The organism is Pseudomonas sp. GD03944 (assembly GCF_029839275.1).
Classification (GTDB): Bacteria; Pseudomonadota; Gammaproteobacteria; order Pseudomonadales; family Pseudomonadaceae; genus Aquipseudomonas.
Genome location: NZ_JAOCAH010000005.1, coordinates 208,329 through 223,007 on the forward strand (window position 1 = coordinate 208,329; position 14,679 = coordinate 223,007).

General features: G+C 66.8%; 18 protein-coding genes. 9 read left to right on the top strand and 9 right to left on the bottom strand.

What is annotated here, in order from left to right; translation table 11 throughout:
- Positions 1-162: 162 nt before the first annotated feature.
- Entirely contained in the window at positions 163-753 is a 591-nt protein-coding gene (locus tag N5C28_RS10655; protein ID WP_279822132.1) for an NAD(P)H-dependent oxidoreductase, read from the top strand.
- A gap of 8 nt (positions 754-761) precedes the next feature.
- Here the strand turns inward: N5C28_RS10655 and N5C28_RS10660 are convergent, their stop codons facing one another.
- Positions 762-1,487, bottom strand: a complete 726-nt coding sequence (locus tag N5C28_RS10660) for a GntR family transcriptional regulator (protein ID WP_279822133.1) — start codon at positions 1,485-1,487, stop codon at positions 762-764.
- Positions 1,488-1,562: 75 nt separating this feature from the next.
- Positions 1,563-3,134, bottom strand: a complete 1,572-nt coding sequence (locus N5C28_RS10665; RefSeq protein ID WP_279822135.1) for a gamma-glutamyltransferase — start codon at positions 3,132-3,134, stop codon at positions 1,563-1,565.
- 138 nt (positions 3,135-3,272) lie between these two features.
- On the opposite strand from N5C28_RS10665, the gene zapE reads away from it, so the two are divergent.
- Both zapE and N5C28_RS10675 read left to right on the top strand, forming a co-directional pair.
- Positions 3,273-4,424, top strand: coding sequence for a cell division protein ZapE (gene zapE / locus N5C28_RS10670; RefSeq protein WP_279822136.1), 1,152 nt, complete (start codon positions 3,273-3,275; stop codon positions 4,422-4,424).
- Positions 4,425-4,794: 370 nt separating this feature from the next.
- Positions 4,795-5,067, top strand: a complete 273-nt coding sequence (locus tag N5C28_RS10675) for a hypothetical protein (protein WP_279822139.1) — start codon at positions 4,795-4,797, stop codon at positions 5,065-5,067.
- 64 nt (positions 5,068-5,131) lie between these two features.
- On the opposite strand, the gene N5C28_RS10680 is transcribed toward N5C28_RS10675, so the two are convergent.
- The gene (locus N5C28_RS10680) at positions 5,132-6,199 is read right to left on the bottom strand and encodes a nitronate monooxygenase (protein ID WP_279822141.1); all 1,068 of its coding nucleotides are present in this window, start codon (positions 6,197-6,199) and stop codon (positions 5,132-5,134) included.
- 212 nt (positions 6,200-6,411) lie between these two features.
- On the opposite strand from N5C28_RS10680, the gene N5C28_RS10685 reads away from it, so the two are divergent.
- Positions 6,412-6,822: a hypothetical protein gene (locus tag N5C28_RS10685; protein ID WP_279822142.1), complete on the top strand. Its 411-nt coding sequence runs from the start codon at positions 6,412-6,414 to the stop codon at positions 6,820-6,822.
- A gap of 32 nt (positions 6,823-6,854) precedes the next feature.
- Here the strand turns inward: N5C28_RS10685 and N5C28_RS10690 are convergent, their stop codons facing one another.
- Both N5C28_RS10690 and N5C28_RS10695 read right to left on the bottom strand, forming a co-directional pair.
- Positions 6,855-7,082 carry a DUF2790 domain-containing protein gene (locus N5C28_RS10690; RefSeq protein ID WP_279822143.1) on the bottom strand — a complete coding sequence of 76 codons (228 nt, stop codon included), beginning with the start codon at positions 7,080-7,082 and terminating at the stop codon, positions 6,855-6,857.
- Positions 7,083-7,220: 138 nt separating this feature from the next.
- Entirely contained in the window at positions 7,221-8,156 is a 936-nt protein-coding gene (locus N5C28_RS10695) for a LysR family transcriptional regulator (RefSeq protein WP_279822145.1), read from the bottom strand.
- Between the two features lie 147 nt (positions 8,157-8,303).
- On the opposite strand from N5C28_RS10695, the gene N5C28_RS10700 reads away from it, so the two are divergent.
- Both N5C28_RS10700 and N5C28_RS10705 read left to right on the top strand, forming a co-directional pair.
- Complete coding sequence (locus N5C28_RS10700; RefSeq protein ID WP_279822147.1) at positions 8,304-9,365, top strand: HlyD family secretion protein; 1,062 nt, start codon at positions 8,304-8,306, stop codon at positions 9,363-9,365.
- Positions 9,355-10,395: a DUF2955 domain-containing protein gene (locus tag N5C28_RS10705; protein WP_279822149.1), complete on the top strand. Its 1,041-nt coding sequence runs from the start codon at positions 9,355-9,357 to the stop codon at positions 10,393-10,395. Before N5C28_RS10700 ends, N5C28_RS10705 begins: the two co-directional genes overlap by 11 nt.
- Before the next feature lie 100 nt (positions 10,396-10,495).
- Here the strand turns inward: N5C28_RS10705 and N5C28_RS10710 are convergent, their stop codons facing one another.
- The 4 genes from N5C28_RS10710 to N5C28_RS10725 form a co-directional block, all read right to left on the bottom strand.
- The gene (locus N5C28_RS10710; RefSeq protein WP_279822151.1) at positions 10,496-10,717 is read right to left on the bottom strand and encodes a hypothetical protein; all 222 of its coding nucleotides are present in this window, start codon (positions 10,715-10,717) and stop codon (positions 10,496-10,498) included.
- A gap of 120 nt (positions 10,718-10,837) precedes the next feature.
- A complete protein-coding gene (locus N5C28_RS10715) occupies positions 10,838-11,923 on the bottom strand; it encodes a hypothetical protein (protein ID WP_279822153.1) in 1,086 nt (361 codons plus the stop codon).
- 113 nt (positions 11,924-12,036) lie between these two features.
- A complete protein-coding gene (locus tag N5C28_RS10720) occupies positions 12,037-12,744 on the bottom strand; it encodes an MOSC domain-containing protein (RefSeq protein WP_279822155.1) in 708 nt (235 codons plus the stop codon).
- 8 nt (positions 12,745-12,752) lie between these two features.
- Positions 12,753-13,274, bottom strand: a complete 522-nt coding sequence (locus N5C28_RS10725) for a MarR family winged helix-turn-helix transcriptional regulator (protein WP_279822156.1) — start codon at positions 13,272-13,274, stop codon at positions 12,753-12,755.
- Between the two features lie 160 nt (positions 13,275-13,434).
- On the opposite strand from N5C28_RS10725, the gene N5C28_RS10730 reads away from it, so the two are divergent.
- From N5C28_RS10730 to N5C28_RS10740, 3 genes are read left to right on the top strand one after another with little or no spacing between them, the layout of a single operon-like run.
- Entirely contained in the window at positions 13,435-13,665 is a 231-nt protein-coding gene (locus N5C28_RS10730; protein ID WP_279822157.1) for a thioredoxin family protein, read from the top strand.
- Positions 13,666-13,675: 10 nt separating this feature from the next.
- On the top strand, positions 13,676-14,419 hold the full coding sequence (locus N5C28_RS10735) for a hypothetical protein (protein ID WP_279822158.1): 744 nt from the start codon (positions 13,676-13,678) through the stop codon (positions 14,417-14,419).
- Positions 14,419-14,679 (top strand): DUF2024 family protein, encoded by a 261-nt coding sequence (locus tag N5C28_RS10740; protein ID WP_279822159.1) that lies wholly within the window; start codon positions 14,419-14,421, stop codon positions 14,677-14,679. Before N5C28_RS10735 ends, N5C28_RS10740 begins: the two co-directional genes overlap by 1 nt.

Genomic DNA, 14,679 nt, shown 5'->3' on the forward strand with positions numbered 1-14,679 from the left:
GAGACTCGAAACGTTACCGCAGCCTGAACGCCCGGATTCATGACTTTTCAGCACATATCATTTGCCTGAAAGGCGGTTTTTCCGCGCGGGATGAATCGTTAGTCTGCTTCCCATCCAGTTACCTCACCCCCTTTTCGAGAGACCCACGCCATGACCCAACCCATGAAGAAGATCCTCCTGCTCAACGGCGGCAAGCAGTTCGCCCATTCCGACGGCCGTTACAACGCCACCCTGCATGATGCCGCCATCGCCTACCTCGACCGCGCCGGCTTCGACGTCAAGCAGACCTTTATCGACGGCGGCTATGACATCGCCGAAGAAGTGGCCAAGTTTCTCTGGGCCGACGTGATCATTTACCAGATGCCGGGCTGGTGGATGGGCGCCCCGTGGACCGTCAAGAAGTACATCGACGAAGTGTTCACCGAAGGCCACGGCAGCCTCTACGCCAACGACGGCCGCACCCGTTCCGACGCCTCGCAGAAGTACGGCAGCGGCGGTTTGCTGCAGGGCAAGCAGTACATGATTTCGGCCACCTGGAACGCGCCCCAGCAGGCCTTCGACGACCCCATCGACTTTTTCGAAGGCAAGGGCGTGGACGCCGTGTACTTCCCCTTCCACAAGGCCAACCAGTTCCTCGGCATGACCGGCCTGCCGACCTTCCTCAGCGTGGATGTGATGAAGCGCCCGAATGTCGACGCCGACGTGCAGCGCTATGAGCAGCACCTGGCCGCGGTGTTCGGCACTGCTGCCTGACCCTGACCTCAGAGGTCGGCCAGCGCCTGGCGCAGGTTGACCTCGGGCTCGGCCTGGTCCTCCAGATCGAGCTGCGCTTCCAGCTCGTCCAGGTGCTCGATCATCACCGCCACGGCCCGTTCCCCGTCGCCGTTTTCCAGCGCGGTGATGATCTCCTGGTGCTCGTCCGAGGCGCAGGACGGCACGTCATTGCGCTGGTACAGGGCGACGATCAGCGAACTGCGGACCATCAGGTTGGCGAGGATTTCGCTGAGCACCGAATTGCCGCTGATCTCCCCCAACATCAGGTGAAAATCGCTCAGTTCGCGCACGATCGCCCGGCGGTCGGTGGCGCTGGTGGCCTTGCGCTCGTTGCTCATGTGGGTGCTGACCCGCTGGCGCTGCTTGCGCATGATCGCCGGGGTGATGCCCTCGACGATGGCCCGCTCGATGGCCCGGCGCGCGGCGAAGATTTCCCGGGCCTCCTTGGCGCTGGGCTGGGCCACCATGGCGCCGCGGTTCGGCTCGATGGTGACCACCCGCTGCAGGGCCAGGCGCTGCAGGGCGACCTGTACATGGTTGCGGTTGGCCTGCAGGGTCTCGACGATCTGCGCCTCGATCAGGCGGGTGCCGGGTGGCAGACGGTGCTGGGCAATCGCCTTGAACAGCACATCGACGATGCGCTGCACTTCGACCTGCTTGCTGGTGACGGTCTTGACCATCTTGTCCTCTGCTCCACCACGGCGTTCATCCATTGGCTGGCGCACCGGCGTGCGCAGCCGGCGCATTATCCGCCAGCGCCACGGGCCGGGTAAACACGCTGCCGGCGCTCAGTCGCGCTGCCCCAGACTGGTGCCCTGGCCACGGGGATCGTGCTGCGCGAAACGCCGGCCATCGGCCTCGATGGCGATCGCCCCGGCCTGCCCGGTGAAGGGACTCAGGCGCGGGATTATCTCCACCTCGTGGCCCATGGCGGCCAGGCGCTCGATCACCGCGCCGTCGACATCCGCTTCCAGCTTGAGGTTGTCGGTGCTGTCGAAAAAACTCCGGCCGAGCAGGAAGCGCGGCATGCGCAGCGCCCGGTCGAGGGGCTCGGCGAAATCGATCAGTTGCGTGGCCAGGACCATCTGCGTCTGCGGCTGGCCGTCGCCGCCCTGGGTGCCGAAGAACAGGCGTCGGCCGTCGTCGGCCAGGTAGCAGGACGGATTGAGGGTGTGCGCCGGCCGCTTGCCCGGCGCCCAGGCGTTGGGGTGATTGGCATCGGCATTGAAACCGGCGGCGCGGTTCTGCCACAGCACGCCGGTGTCACCGAGGATGCAGCCGGAACCGAAATCATGGAACAGACTCTGGATCAGGCAGGCGGTGCGCCCTTCGGCGTCGGTGGCAGCCATCCAGATGGTGTCGGCGGGCCGCCCCGGCTCGGCCCAGGGCGCGGCACGTTCAGGGTCGATCCGCGCGGCGTAGTCGGCGGTACTCGTCTCCAGCAGGCTGGCGGCGTAGTCCCAGGTACTGGTCCGGGGGTCATGCAACTCGGCGTTGCGCCGCAACAGGCCCTGTTTGATCGCCTCGACCAGGTGGTGGTAATAGGCGGCGCTGCCGTTGCCACACGCTGCGACGGATGTGTGCGCCAGGGCGCCCATGGCCTGCAGGGTATAGAGCCCCTGACACGGTGGCGCGACGTTGAACAGCCGCCCCTGGCGGTAGCGGATCGACAGCGGCGGCGTTTCCGGCGCCCGGGTGGCCGCCAGGTCGGCCAGGGTCAGGCCACAGCCCAGCCGCTCGAACGACTCGGCGAAGGCGTGGGCCAGCTCGCCCTGGTAGAAGTCCACCATGCCGTGCCGGGCCAGTTGCCGCAGCGTGTCTGCAAGCTGTGGCTGGCGCAGGGTGTCGCCGGCCTGCAGCCAGCGCCCGTCGGTCTTGCACAGTGCGTGCAGGTCCGGCAGGGTCTCGATCAGCGCCTGGCGCTGGCCCTGCCAGAACAGCTGCGACGCCGACACCTCGACGCCGGCATGGGCCACCTCGGCGGCCTCGTTCAGCAGATCGCCCCAGGTCAGGTGCGAGCCCCACGCCTGGGTGCTGATGGTGCGGGCCGTCTCCCAGCTGGCCAGGGCGCCGGCGGTGGTCGCCACGGCGCCCGGCCCGCGCAGGGTGATCGCCCCGCCCTCGGGCAGGCGCTGGCCGGCCTGGCCGATCCCCACGATGGTGCGCACCTGGCGATCATGGAGCATCCACAGGGCATCGCCGCCCAGGCCGGTCATGTGCGGGTAGACCGCGGCAAGCATGGCGCTGGCCGCGAGCATGGCGTCGATGGCGGTGCCGCCGGCGTCGAGAATGCGCATGCCGGCAGCCGTGGCGTCAGGGTGCGGGGTGCAGATCACGCCGCGGCGGGATTCAGCCATCATGGTGTCGGTTCCTTTTTTGCTAGCTATAAATAATCACTTTGCTAACAAACCAAGCAATAACCGTTCCCGCGATCCCGTGCATGACAGCCCGGCCTGCGGCGCGCTATAAAGCGCCGTTCCGCTGACCAGGCCTTCACCATGACCGCTGCTCCCACTCCGCTCGAGGCGTATCACCAGGCTGTCGCCCAGGGCAGTTTCGTGGTCGACCCGGCCCAGTGGCAGGCCGCCGACTGCCTGGAAGCCTGCCACCGCGCCCTGCACCAGGATGCCGGGCCGCACGCGGCGGTCCGTGGGGTCTACCTGTGGGGCCCGGTCGGGCGCGGCAAGACCTGGCTGATGGACCGCTTTCACCAGAGCCTGCGCGTCCCCTCCCGCCGCCAGCACTTCCACCACTTCATGCAGTGGGTGCACCGCCGCCTGTTCCAGCTCACCGGCACCGCCGACCCGTTGCACGCCCTGGCCGAAGAGCTGAGCCAGGAGGTGCGGGTGCTGTGCTTCGACGAGCTGTTCGTCAACGACATCGGCGACGCGATCATCCTTGGCCGTCTGTTCCAGGTGCTGTTCGAGCAGGGCGTGGTGCTGGTCGCCACCTCCAACCAGCCGCCCGAACGGCTGTATGACGACGGTTTCAACCGCGAGCGCTTCCTGCCGGCGATCGAGGCCATTGGCGTGCACATGCAGGTGGTCAGCGTGGACGGCGGACAGGATCACCGCCTGCACCCGGGCCGTCAGTTGCAACGCTACTGGCTGACCCGCCCCGGCCAACCCAGCGCCCTGGAAGCGGTCTTCGCGCAACTGAGCGACGGCCAGCCGGCAGGCGCCGGTGCGCTGTGCCTGGGCCATCGGCAGATCGACACCCTGCGTCACAGCGCGGCCGCCGTGTGGTGCCGCTTCGCCGACCTGTGCGTGCAGCCCCTGGCTGCCCTGGATTTCATCGCCCTGTGCGACCGTTTCCCGGCGGTGCTGATCAGCGAGGTGCCGGCACTGAGCAGCGCACAGCGTGCGGCAAAGATCGCCCGCGGCACCGAAGACGGCGCGCAGCGGGTGGTGGCCGGCGACCGCCAGTTGCCGGCCCTGTCGCGGCACGACGACAGCGTGCGGCGTTTCATCGCCCTGGTGGATGAGTGCTACGACCGACAGATTCCGGTCTACCTGGAAGCCGAGGTGCCGCTGGACGCGCTGTACACCGAAGGCTACCTGTCGTTCGCCTTCCAGCGCACTCGCAGCCGCCTGCAGGAAATGCAACTGCAGCGCTTCGGTCGCAGCGGCGAAACGGCGTGCACGCCCTGAGTCAGAGCACGGGCGTACCAGCCGACGGGCAGCACAGCAGATTGGCCGGCAGCAGCTACGCTTGATTGCATGACCGCGCGGCACAAGTACCTGCCACCGACAGGCTGCCACGCCATACCGAGTACCGTCCGATGCCTGCATTCAATTTGGCAGTGACGCCTACGGATAGCCCTTCACTGCGACTTGCGTCACACCATGGCCCCGGTGATATCATTTTGACCCTCGAAGGATCGACCCCGCTTACGAATGGATTTCGTGCATGCTCCGCAAACTCGTTCTGCTCGCGTCATGTGTTCTTGTGTTGCTTTACACAGCGACTTGGTTCGCTGCGCCTACACCCTACTGATCATGCCCGGCAAGGAAGGCCGCTATGACCCAGAAAGAGCGACAACTCACCGAGCTGCTGACCCTGACCTCACGCAGCATCACCCACATGACGGCGGCCGTGACCGCGCTGTCCTTCGACCTGCTGCGCAGCAGTGACCCGAGCGTACGCGCCGCGGGCACCCGCATGATCAGCCGGCTGGAAGCGGTGAGCAAAGAGCTGGACCAGCAGTGGAAACTGATCAGCGAACTGACCGGCACTCCGGAACCGGAGCGGGTCGACGCGGTGGAAGAGGTGCAGCTGCACTCCGCCTCCTGACAGCCGCACACGAAAGCCAGCCCCCCGGCATCAGGCGATGCCGGGGGGCTGGCTTTTTTGCATGTCAGCCCTTCGCCAGGGCGGCCTGGTATTCCGCGTACAGGGTCTGTAGCAATTGGGCCGCCGGAAGGCTGCGCGCCAGGGCAGCGCCCTGCCCGGCCCAATGCGCGGCGAACTCCGGATTACCGGCTGCGGCGGCCGCTTCGATGAGTTTCTTGCCGGCGTTGTAGGCGATGCCGAAGCCCGGCACCGACGGGTGCTGGCCGCCGCCGACCTCGCGCATGAAGCGGTTGGCGATCCCCCGCGCCGGGCGACCGGAAATCACCGTGGTGACCTGGGTCACCCGCGCCCGCTCGCTGCCAAGCATCGCCCGGTACGCCGGGTTGGCGGCGGACTCCGGGCACAGCACGAAGGCGGTGCCCAGTTGCGCGACGCTGGCGCCCAGGGCCATGACCGAGGCGATGCCGGCACCGTCCATGATGCCGCCCGCCGCGATCACCGGAATCTTCAGGTAAGTGGCGAACAGACGAACCAGCGCGGTGGTGCCGATACCCTGGTCGCCCAGCTCGGGATCGAAGATGCCGCGGTGACCGCCGGCCTCGATGCCTTGGGCCACCACCATGTCGATGCCGGCATTCTGCACGGCGAAGGCTTCATCCAGGGTGGTGGCGGAAGCCAGCAGCAGGATGCCTGCGGCTTTCAGCGCGTCGATACGGTCCTGGGGCGGCAGGCCGAGGTGAAAGCTCACCACCGGCGGGCGCTCGGCCAGCAGCATCTCGAACTGGGCCTGGTCGGTGCAGAAGCTGGTGTAGATGTCGGCGATCTGCCCTGGCGGTGAGGCGCCGAATTCGGCGAAGAATGGCCGCAGGTGCTCCAGCCACGCCTGTTCCTGCGCCGCATTCGGCGTACTGGGCTGGTTGCAGAACACGTTGATGTTGAAGGGCTTGTCGGTCGCCGCGCGGGTTTCGGCAATCATCTTCTGGCCGGCAGCGGCGTTGACCGCAGCGATCGAGATGGAGCCCAGTCCACCGGCATTGCTCACGGCCGCGGCCATGGCCGGGGTGGCCGTGCCGGCCATCGGTGCCTGGATGATCGGGTACTCGATGCCGAGCAGACGGGTTGCTTCGTTCATTGACCACACTCCCAACGCGCACTCCGTGGGTATTGTCACGTTTGCACCGCCGGCCCCGGAGCACGTCTCGAACGGCGGGCGGCGCAATTGTCCGCCGCTCACCGGCCGTGAGCAAGCCGCGTCGACGTATCCGTCGTCTGCCTCTGGCGCTCCCGCGCCCCACAGGCGAGACTGCGCATTCCTTTTCAATCCAGCGCACTGCGGAGCCGCCCATGCCCCATGATCCTCAACAGCACCTGGCCTTCCGCCAGGCCCTGCTCGCCGATCCCAATGCACAGGCCTGCACCATCTACCGCCCGGACCAGCGTGACCCGGAAGCCGAGGAAACCGACCTGGGCGATGCCAAGGTGCTGTTCACCGGCACCTTCGAGCCGCCTGCCGAGTGGGATGCCGAGGAGCGCGAAGCGTTCTATGGCGACAACCGCCCCGACCTGTTCGTGACCGCCCGCATCGAGTGCGAAGCGAAACCGGCCACCGCCGGCTACTTCAACGCCGGCGTCGGCGACCTGGTGGCCAGCACCCCGGAACACGGCCAGGTGGTGATGTTCTTCATCGAGGACTACAGCGAAGACGAGAACGGTCGCCACTACGTACTGATGCGCGACGACCTGTCGCTGGACTGACCCAAGCCCCTGGCGAGGCGGGTCCTGCCGCCTCAGTCCAGGCAGTCTTCGCCCGACTGCAGGTAGACCAGGGTGTGCACCTGGCCGTGGGAATCCTCGTAGGTCATGCGGGCTTCGCCGACCGCGCAGCCGTGGGGCGTGCTGATGGAAATGACCCGGGCCACGTCCAGTGTGTCGCCGTAGTGATAGACCTCCCCCTCGGCTGCCATCGCGGCCTGCGCGACCACCGCCAACCCGACCAACCAATACCTGACTTGCATGCTGCACTCCTCTGACGATTGAGCGAGGCAGGCCTGGGCCTGCCCTCGACAGTCGCCAGCTTAGGGAGCCGTCCGGAGCTGAAAAAGTGCAAAGTCGGCAAGGTTGCATTGCCTGCCACGCAACAATGGGCAGGCGCGTCAGGCCCAGTAGGCGGGGTCTTCCACCACCTGTTGGCAGGCGTGAAGCTCACGGGGGATTTCAGCCTTGAGGAACTCGACCCAGGTCTTCACCTTGGCGTCGAGAAAGCGCCGGGACGGGTACAGCGCGTAGATATCCCGCTCGTTCAGGCGATGGGGCGCGAGCAGCCGTACCAGGCGCTTTTCCTGGAACGCCCTGGCGGCGATGAAATCCGGCAGCAGGCAGATGCCCATGGCCGCGCTGGCCGCCTGGGCCATGGCTTCGGCGACATTGACCTGGAAGGTCTCGCCAAGCAGCACGGTGTGCTCCTGGCCGTCGCGGGTGAAGGTCCAGTTGTCGTCGAACACCGGGTCCGCCATGTGCAGGCAACGGTGATCCTTCAGGTCTTCCAGCGTTCGCGGCGTGCCGTGCCGCGCCAGGTAGGCCGGCGCCGCGCAGACTACGCTGCCGACGGTGCCCAGGTGCTGGCCGACCAATTCGGAATCCGGCAGGCCCCGGGCGACGATGATCACCACGTCATGCCCCTCTTCCAGCAGGTCCGGCTGGCGTTGCGACAGGGTCAGCTGCAGGTGCACGTCGGGGTAGTGTTCGCCGTAATGCGCGGCCATGGGCGCGAGCATCTGGGTGCCCAGGCCGATCAGCGAATGCACCCGCAGGCGCCCCTGGGGCTTGAGGTGGGCGCCACTGGCTTCGGCCCCCGCCTCCTCCAGTTCATTGAGGATCAGCCGGCAGCGCTCCAGGTAACGCGCGCCCACGTCGGTCAGGCGCAAGCGCCGGGTGGTGCGCTGCAGCAGGCGGGCCTGCAGGTGGCTTTCCAGCTCGGACACCAGCCGCGACACCTGCGCGGTGGAGAGGTCCATGACCCGTGCCGCCGCGGTGAAGCTGCCGGTATCGACCACCCGCACGTACACCCGCATCGCCTGAAAGATATCCATCGGACTATTACCCACCCTGCAATTGTGCTTTGCGCCACCTGCGTATTTTTACACCGGAGCCCGGCAAATATACTCGCCGGCCGGCGCCGTTGCGCCGCTTCTTTCGCTGCGATCCTTGCCTTCTCGACCTGAACGACCGAGGTATTCATGACCCCCGATCAACGATTTGCCCGTTGGGTTCAAATCGCTATCGCGGCCCTGGCCTGCTTTTTCATCTACTTCCTGACCGCCGACCTGACCATGCCGCTGACGCCCCAGGCGCAGATGACCCGCCCAGTGCTGAAGGTCGCGCCGCGGGTCTCGGGCCAGGTCAGCCAGATCGCCGTGCGCAACAACCAGCACGTCGAACCGGGGCAGTTGCTGTTTCACCTGGACCCCGAGCCGTTCCTGCTCGACGTGCAGCGGGCGGAACTGGCGGTGGAACAGGCGCGCCAGGACAACGCCGAGCTGGATGCCGGCCTGGCCGCCGCCGAGGCGGCCGCCAGCGCCGCGCGCGCCCAGCGTGACGAGCTGCGCGACCAGGCGCAGCGCTTGCACACCCTGCTCGCCCGTCAGCACATCTCGCGCCAGCAGGTCGATGAAGCCGACGCCAACCACCGGGTCGCCGAGGCCAACCTGCTGGCGGCGCTGGCCCGGGTGCAGGAAATCAAGGCCCGTCGCGGTCAGGACAGCGCCGACAACCTGCGCCTGCGCCAGGCCCTCAACGACCTGCACCAGGCCGAGCTGCAACTGAACTACAGCGCCGTGCGCGCGCAGAATGCCGGCACCATCAGCAACCTGCAGCTCAGCGTCGGCGCCTTCGTCACGGCCGGGACGCCGGTGGCGGCGCTGGTGGAGGAAAGGCCCGACATCATTGCCGACTTCCGCGAAAAGGCCCTGCGTTACGTGCAGCCCGACACCCCGGCGATCGTGGTCTTCGATGCCCGCCCGGGCGAGCTGTTCAGCGCTCGGGTCAGCCACTTCGATGCGGGCGTGCGCGAGGGCCAGATCGAGGCCAATGGCGAGCTGGCGGCCCCGGTGGAGTCGGAGCGCTGGGTGCGCGACGCCCAGCGCCAGCGCCTGCACATCGTGCTGGAGCAGCCACTGCCGGTCCTGCTGCCCACGGGGGCCAAGGCCACGGTCCAGCTGATGCCCTTCGACAACGGGCTGGTGGACCTCTTCGCCGCGGCACAGATCCGCCTGATCAGCCTGCTGCACTATGTCTACTGACGCGGCCACGACCAGCCTGCTCAGCGAGAACGACCTGCAGCAGATCCTGCGCATCGCCACCGGTGGTGCGCTGGCGTTCTTCCTGTGCAAGCTGCTGAACCTGCAGTACGCGGCGTTCTTCTGCGTGTACCCGATGCTGCTCCTGGGGCTGGTGCCGCGGCTCAACGCCAACCTGGTGCGCCAGTTCTTCGCCCAGGGTCTGGTGGTCTGCCTGGAAACCGGCCTGCTGTACGGGCTGTTCGGCGCCCGGCCGCTGCTGATGATCCCGCTGGTGTTCCTGCTGTTTCTCTACCGCTTCGCCCTGATGGCGCGCGGGCCGCTGTTCCTGTTCGGCGCCCTGGGTTCGGTGTTCCTGTCGATCCACCTGAATTTCGCCAGCTACCCGCAGACCGACGTGATGCAGATGCTCGGCTACAACGCCCTGGCCATCCTGCAGTCGGCGGCCATCGCCGGGCTGATGTTCTACCTGTTCCCGGACCGCACGCCGCGCCCACCGCGGGTGCCGCCCACCAAGGACCGCGCCAGCATGCGCCACGAAGCGCTGCTCGGCGCCACGGTGGCGACCCTGTCGTTCATCCTGTTCCAGTGCCTGGACCTGCACGATGCGCTGTCGGCCCAGGTGGCCAGTATCCTGCTGCTGTTCCCCATGCACTGGAAGGGCTCCAGCTTCGCCGGACGCATCCGGGCGATCGGCACCCTGCTCGGCTGCATGCTGGCCCTGCTGATGATGCTGGTGCTGCACAACCACTACGACATCCTGCCGCTGGTGACGGTGATGCTGTGGGTCGCCGCGCTGTGCTGCGCGCGCTGGCACATGCTGGAGAAAGGCGTGCCCGGTATCGGCTTCGGCGCCCTGACTACCCTGGCGATCCTGTTCGGCCAGTCGCTGACGCCGACCCACGACATCATGTACGCCATCCTCTACCGCTTGAGTACGGTGTGCGTGTCGGTGCTGCTGACCCTGTTCGCGGTGTTCGTGGTGCACCGCCTGCTCAACCGCTTCGCCGCGACCCGCCACGCCAGCCACTGAGCCCGAACGCCGGGCAAAAAAAACCGCTCATGGAGAGCGGCTGGGGAAGGACATCGATACAGAGCAATCAACGATCGACGTCAGGAGGTTACGGGGGAAATCAGCTGTCCTTGGCTTCGTCGGCCTGTTGCAGCGCGGCGTGCTGCTTGACGCCCGGCGCGGCTTTTTCGGCCTGGGCATGCTGCTCGGCCACATCGGCGGCGCGCTGGGCCAGGGCGGCCTTGTGGGCGACGAAGGCGGGGGATTCTTCAGCCAGGCTGACTTGGGCGAAGGACAGGGAAGAAACAACAAGAACGGCAGTCAACACACTGTGCAATTTCATGGATTTGCCCTCTCAACGGGACGCTTCTGGAATACGCGTCCAGTTTATTGAGGGCCTGCCAGTGGAAAAACACGGCGTGCCGAGAAGTACTTTTACCCGGCCTGCAACAATCTGCCCGACTCACTCGGCGACGTTGCGCGGCAGTTTGAAACTGACCAGGTTCCAGCGCGTCACCCGCTCCTCCCATTCGTCGCCCTGGGCGGCGGTCAGCGGCAGCGCCATGTTGGTGACGATCATCCGCTGGCCCTGCACCACGGTGCTCGCCGGGAACAGCAGCCCGCGGGGAGAACCGTCCGCGGCGATGCCGAGAAAACCACCGGCCCGGGCCTGCACCCGCCCCTGCTCGTTCAAGGCCAGGATCTGGTCGACCTGGTTGGCCACCACCCACAGCAGGCCGTCGTGGAACAGCAAACCATCGGCACCCGGGATGCTTTCCGCCAGCACCGTCGGCGTGCCGTCGGGCATCGCCATGCGCAACACCCGGTTGTCGCCGGCGTTGTTGATGTAGAGGGTTTTCTCGTCCGCGCTGAAGGCCAGGCCGTTGGCCCCGAACGGCAGGTAGCCGGTGGTGGCCAGCAACGGGTCGCGGGCGATCACCTCCACCGTGCAGGCGGTGCAGGTGGCCGCCGCCGCGATGCGGTACACCGCCCCCTGGAACGAATCGGACACGTAGAGGTTGCCGGCGCGGTCGAACACCATGCCGTTGGGCGCCGCCACGCCGCTTGAGCCGAAGCGGATTTCGTCGCGGCTGCCGTCGGGGTTATCGATGAATCGCGAGGGCGGCGCCGGCGGTGTCAGGGCCTTGAACTCGGCCAGCACCTCCACCGGGCTGTCGGCGTCGAACCCGGCCGGCAGGCGCTGCAGCTGGGCAGCACCGAAGTTGAGGATGTACAGGTGCCCACCGGCGTACTCCAGGCCGGTCAGCGGTGTGCCGCCGAACGCCTTGCGCGCCAGCACCTGGCCATCGGCGGACAGGCGCAGCACCTGGTTGCGGCGCTCGCTGGCCGGTTCGCGCAGGTCGAAGGTGCCAACGTAGAGGTCGCCGTTTTCCGGGTTGACCGCCAGCCCTTCCGGGTAGCGCACATCCGCCGGCAGCAAGGCGAACGGCTGGACCTCGATCCGCAGCGGCTCCAGGTTCTGGGCCGACACCGACACGCTGCCCAGGAGCAGCACCAGCATGAGCGCAACACGCTTCGATCCCGTCATAACCCCTCCTGACACCGTTTGCCGAGAGGGTTCAGGCGCAATGCCCGGCGCTGCCCGAACCGCCGGATTCAAGTGTAGAAGCTGGCGACCAACCTGCTAGGGCGTTACGCCGCTCAGGCTTCGACCTCACGGGCCGGACCGTCGATGCGCGGGCTCCAGTCCTCGATCAGGCATTTCTCCACCCGCCGTTCCATGGTGCGGCGCCAGGAGGCCGCCAGCGGCAGCGTCAGGCATTCCCTGGCGATTTCCAGCTCCACAGTCTTGGAGAACAGCACCGCGGACAGGCGCGACAGCGACCAGTGCTCGTACGGCCGCTCGACCACTTCGAGCTGATCCCCCGCCTTTACCACGCCGCCTTCCAGTACCCGGAAGTACCAGCCCGTGCGCCCGGTCTGCTGGACACGCAGCGCCATGTCGGCCACTTGGAAGCGGTCGTTGAGCTTCCAGCACGGCATGCGCCCCTGGGAAATTTCCAGCAGCGTGGAACCGACCCGCACCCGGTCGGCCAGGCACATGGTCTGCTCGGTCCAGCCGGTGGCGCTGAAGTTCTCGCCGAAGGCGCCGGCCTGGGTCAGCAGCGGGTGCGCCCCCAGTTCCTCGGCCCAGGCCGCGTAGTGTTCGCGGGGGTAGTAGTGAATGGCCTTTTCCGGCCCGCCATGCACCCGCAGGTCGCCCTGCTCGTCACCCAGCAGGCCGTTTTCCGCCACCTGCACCGCCCCGGTATAGGGCGTCTTGACGATGGCGCTGCGCGAGCCCGGGCGGGTGAACGCCACGGCCGGGCCCATCAGCAGGTGATCGAGGGTGATGCGGGTACTGGCCATGGGGGCTCCTAGGCAGCGTCGTCGAGGGGGTGGTGTTCGCGGCAGATCAGCTCGGCATCGCCAGGGGTCAGGGGCTCATGGGTCAGGCCGCAGAAGGGCGCGCCGTTCTCCTCGCGGTGGAAGCGGCAGGTCTTGCACAGGCCGAAGCTGGCGATGTCATTGCCCCGCTGCACGTTGCGCAGCAGCTCACCCAGCAGCGTCTCCAATTGCTCGGCGTTGGCGTCCATCTGCTGCGCGGCGCTGGCCAGGAACGCCGGCGGCAATACCGCATCCAGCAGCTCCCGGGCGGCGGGCGTCAGCTCCAGGTGGACGCTGCGCTTGTCGCGGGCATCCTGGCTTTTGACGATCAACCCCTTGCTTTCCAGGGTCTTGAGCGACTGCGAGACCGTGCCCTTGGTCAGGCCCAGGTAGTCGGTCACCCCCAGCGGGGTATTGGAATAGCGGTTGCAGCGCGCCAGGTACATCAGCGCGCTCAATTGAATGGGCTGGATGTCCGCGAGCAAGGGGTGCTGGCGGAACCAGATACGCATGAGGCTGGACAGCCTTTCGAGCAGATCGAACAACACCGTGGGACTCCCGGTTCGTTTTCGTCGATGGATAGTATCGAATAAAAACTATATTGACAAAGCCTCTTGTCGGCGTACTCTTTGCCACACAGTATCGATTCGATACCAAACTGGAGATCACGACATGACCACTGCTCGCTACTACCACGCCGGTTGCCCCGTCTGCATTTCGGCCGAACACACCCTGCTGGGCCTGCTGGACCCGTCCGTCCAGGTGGAGATCGTCCACCTCGGCGACGCGCCCCAGCGCGTCGCCGAAGCCGAATCCGCCGGCGTCACGTCGGTGCCCGCCCTGGTGGTCGATGGTCAGGTGCTGCACCTGAACTTCGGCGCCGCCCTCGCCGATCTCAAGTAAGGACACCGACATGAAAGCACCTCTGACCCTTGCCCTCGGCACCCTGCTCGCCACCCAGGTCTGGGCCCATGGCCCAGGCGGCATCCACAGTGAAAAAACCCAGCAGGTCGAAGCGGCCTTCGACCTGGTGCATACCCGCGTCTTCAGCGACGGCGACACCCTGGTGTTCGAACAGCTGGTCGACGGCAAGGCCGGCAGCCGCCTGCCCACCGCCAACGGCAGCTTCGCCGGCGCCGAGGTCTACAGCTACGTGTGGCCGACCAGCCTGGACAGCAGCGCCGTCGGTTTCGACAAGGGCGCCGGCATCCTGGCCCTGGCCCTGACCTCGCACCCGGACTTCGACGACACCCCGCAACTGGACGAAAACGGCGACGGCAAGAAGGACAACGACGGCGGCCTCTGGCACTCCCACTGGGTGGTGCTGAGCAAGGATGAAAGCTGCGGCCCGAGCGGCCTGAAAGTGCGCGACATCCCGGAAGGCGCCAAGCCCAAGCTGCCCGCCACCTGGCCGGGCGCGCCGATCTACATCGACTCCCCCGGGTACGACCTGAGCGTGGCCGATGACGCGGCGCAGATTCGCGTGCCGCTGGCGGCCGTGGGCTTCCCGCAGAGCTTCAACTACGACGGCGTGACCGCAGCCCTGCAAGTCAACGCCGACCTGCACAACCCGCTGCTGTGCGTCACCAGCGTGTGGGACGTGGCCTCGGGCGATCTGTCGCTGCCCGCCACCTGGAAAGCACAGGAGCGCAACTGATGAACGTGAATGTATTCGACACCCATGTACGCACCGGCGACGGTCGTTACCTACACTTCGATGTGCTGACCGATAACCGCGACGTCGATCTGGCTGGCGTCTACGCTGCCGAGTGGCTGGCCAGCCGTGGCATAGAGGCGGCGGACATCTCCCAGAGCCGCTGCCAGTTCTGCCACAGCGAGTTCGCCTCGCCGGCGGTCGCCGAGGCCATCGAAAAACAGGGTTACTTCATCCTCCCGCTTGAAGGGTGCCAGGAGTAG

Bases quoted from the DNA above. Each gene is read 5' to 3' on its own strand.
- N5C28_RS10730 (WP_279822157.1), top strand. From the start codon at position 13,435: ATGACCACTGCTCGCTACTACCACGCCGGTTGCCCCGTCTGCATTTCG.
- N5C28_RS10720 (WP_279822155.1), bottom strand. From the start codon at position 12,744: ATGGCCAGTACCCGCATCACCCTCGATCACCTGCTGATGGGCCCGGCC.
- N5C28_RS10735 (WP_279822158.1), top strand. From the start codon at position 13,676: ATGAAAGCACCTCTGACCCTTGCCCTCGGCACCCTGCTCGCCACCCAG.
- N5C28_RS10665 (WP_279822135.1), bottom strand. From the start codon at position 3,134: ATGATGGCTGAATCCCGCCGCGGCGTGATCTGCACCCCGCACCCTGAC.
- N5C28_RS10700 (WP_279822147.1), top strand. From the start codon at position 8,304: ATGACCCCCGATCAACGATTTGCCCGTTGGGTTCAAATCGCTATCGCG.
- N5C28_RS10715 (WP_279822153.1), bottom strand. From the start codon at position 11,923: ATGACGGGATCGAAGCGTGTTGCGCTCATGCTGGTGCTGCTCCTGGGC.
- N5C28_RS10690 (WP_279822143.1), bottom strand. From the start codon at position 7,082: ATGCAAGTCAGGTATTGGTTGGTCGGGTTGGCGGTGGTCGCGCAGGCC.
- N5C28_RS10705 (WP_279822149.1), top strand. From the start codon at position 9,355: ATGTCTACTGACGCGGCCACGACCAGCCTGCTCAGCGAGAACGACCTG.
- N5C28_RS10685 (WP_279822142.1), top strand. From the start codon at position 6,412: ATGCCCCATGATCCTCAACAGCACCTGGCCTTCCGCCAGGCCCTGCTC.
- N5C28_RS10740 (WP_279822159.1), top strand. From the start codon at position 14,419: ATGAACGTGAATGTATTCGACACCCATGTACGCACCGGCGACGGTCGT.
- N5C28_RS10675 (WP_279822139.1), top strand. From the start codon at position 4,795: ATGACCCAGAAAGAGCGACAACTCACCGAGCTGCTGACCCTGACCTCA.
- N5C28_RS10725 (WP_279822156.1), bottom strand. From the start codon at position 13,274: ATGCGTATCTGGTTCCGCCAGCACCCCTTGCTCGCGGACATCCAGCCC.
- N5C28_RS10660 (WP_279822133.1), bottom strand. From the start codon at position 1,487: ATGGATGAACGCCGTGGTGGAGCAGAGGACAAGATGGTCAAGACCGTC.
- N5C28_RS10695 (WP_279822145.1), bottom strand. From the start codon at position 8,156: ATGGATATCTTTCAGGCGATGCGGGTGTACGTGCGGGTGGTCGATACC.
- N5C28_RS10655 (WP_279822132.1), top strand. From the start codon at position 163: ATGAAGAAGATCCTCCTGCTCAACGGCGGCAAGCAGTTCGCCCATTCC.
- N5C28_RS10710 (WP_279822151.1), bottom strand. From the start codon at position 10,717: ATGAAATTGCACAGTGTGTTGACTGCCGTTCTTGTTGTTTCTTCCCTG.
- zapE (WP_279822136.1), top strand. From the start codon at position 3,273: ATGACCGCTGCTCCCACTCCGCTCGAGGCGTATCACCAGGCTGTCGCC.
- N5C28_RS10680 (WP_279822141.1), bottom strand. From the start codon at position 6,199: ATGAACGAAGCAACCCGTCTGCTCGGCATCGAGTACCCGATCATCCAG.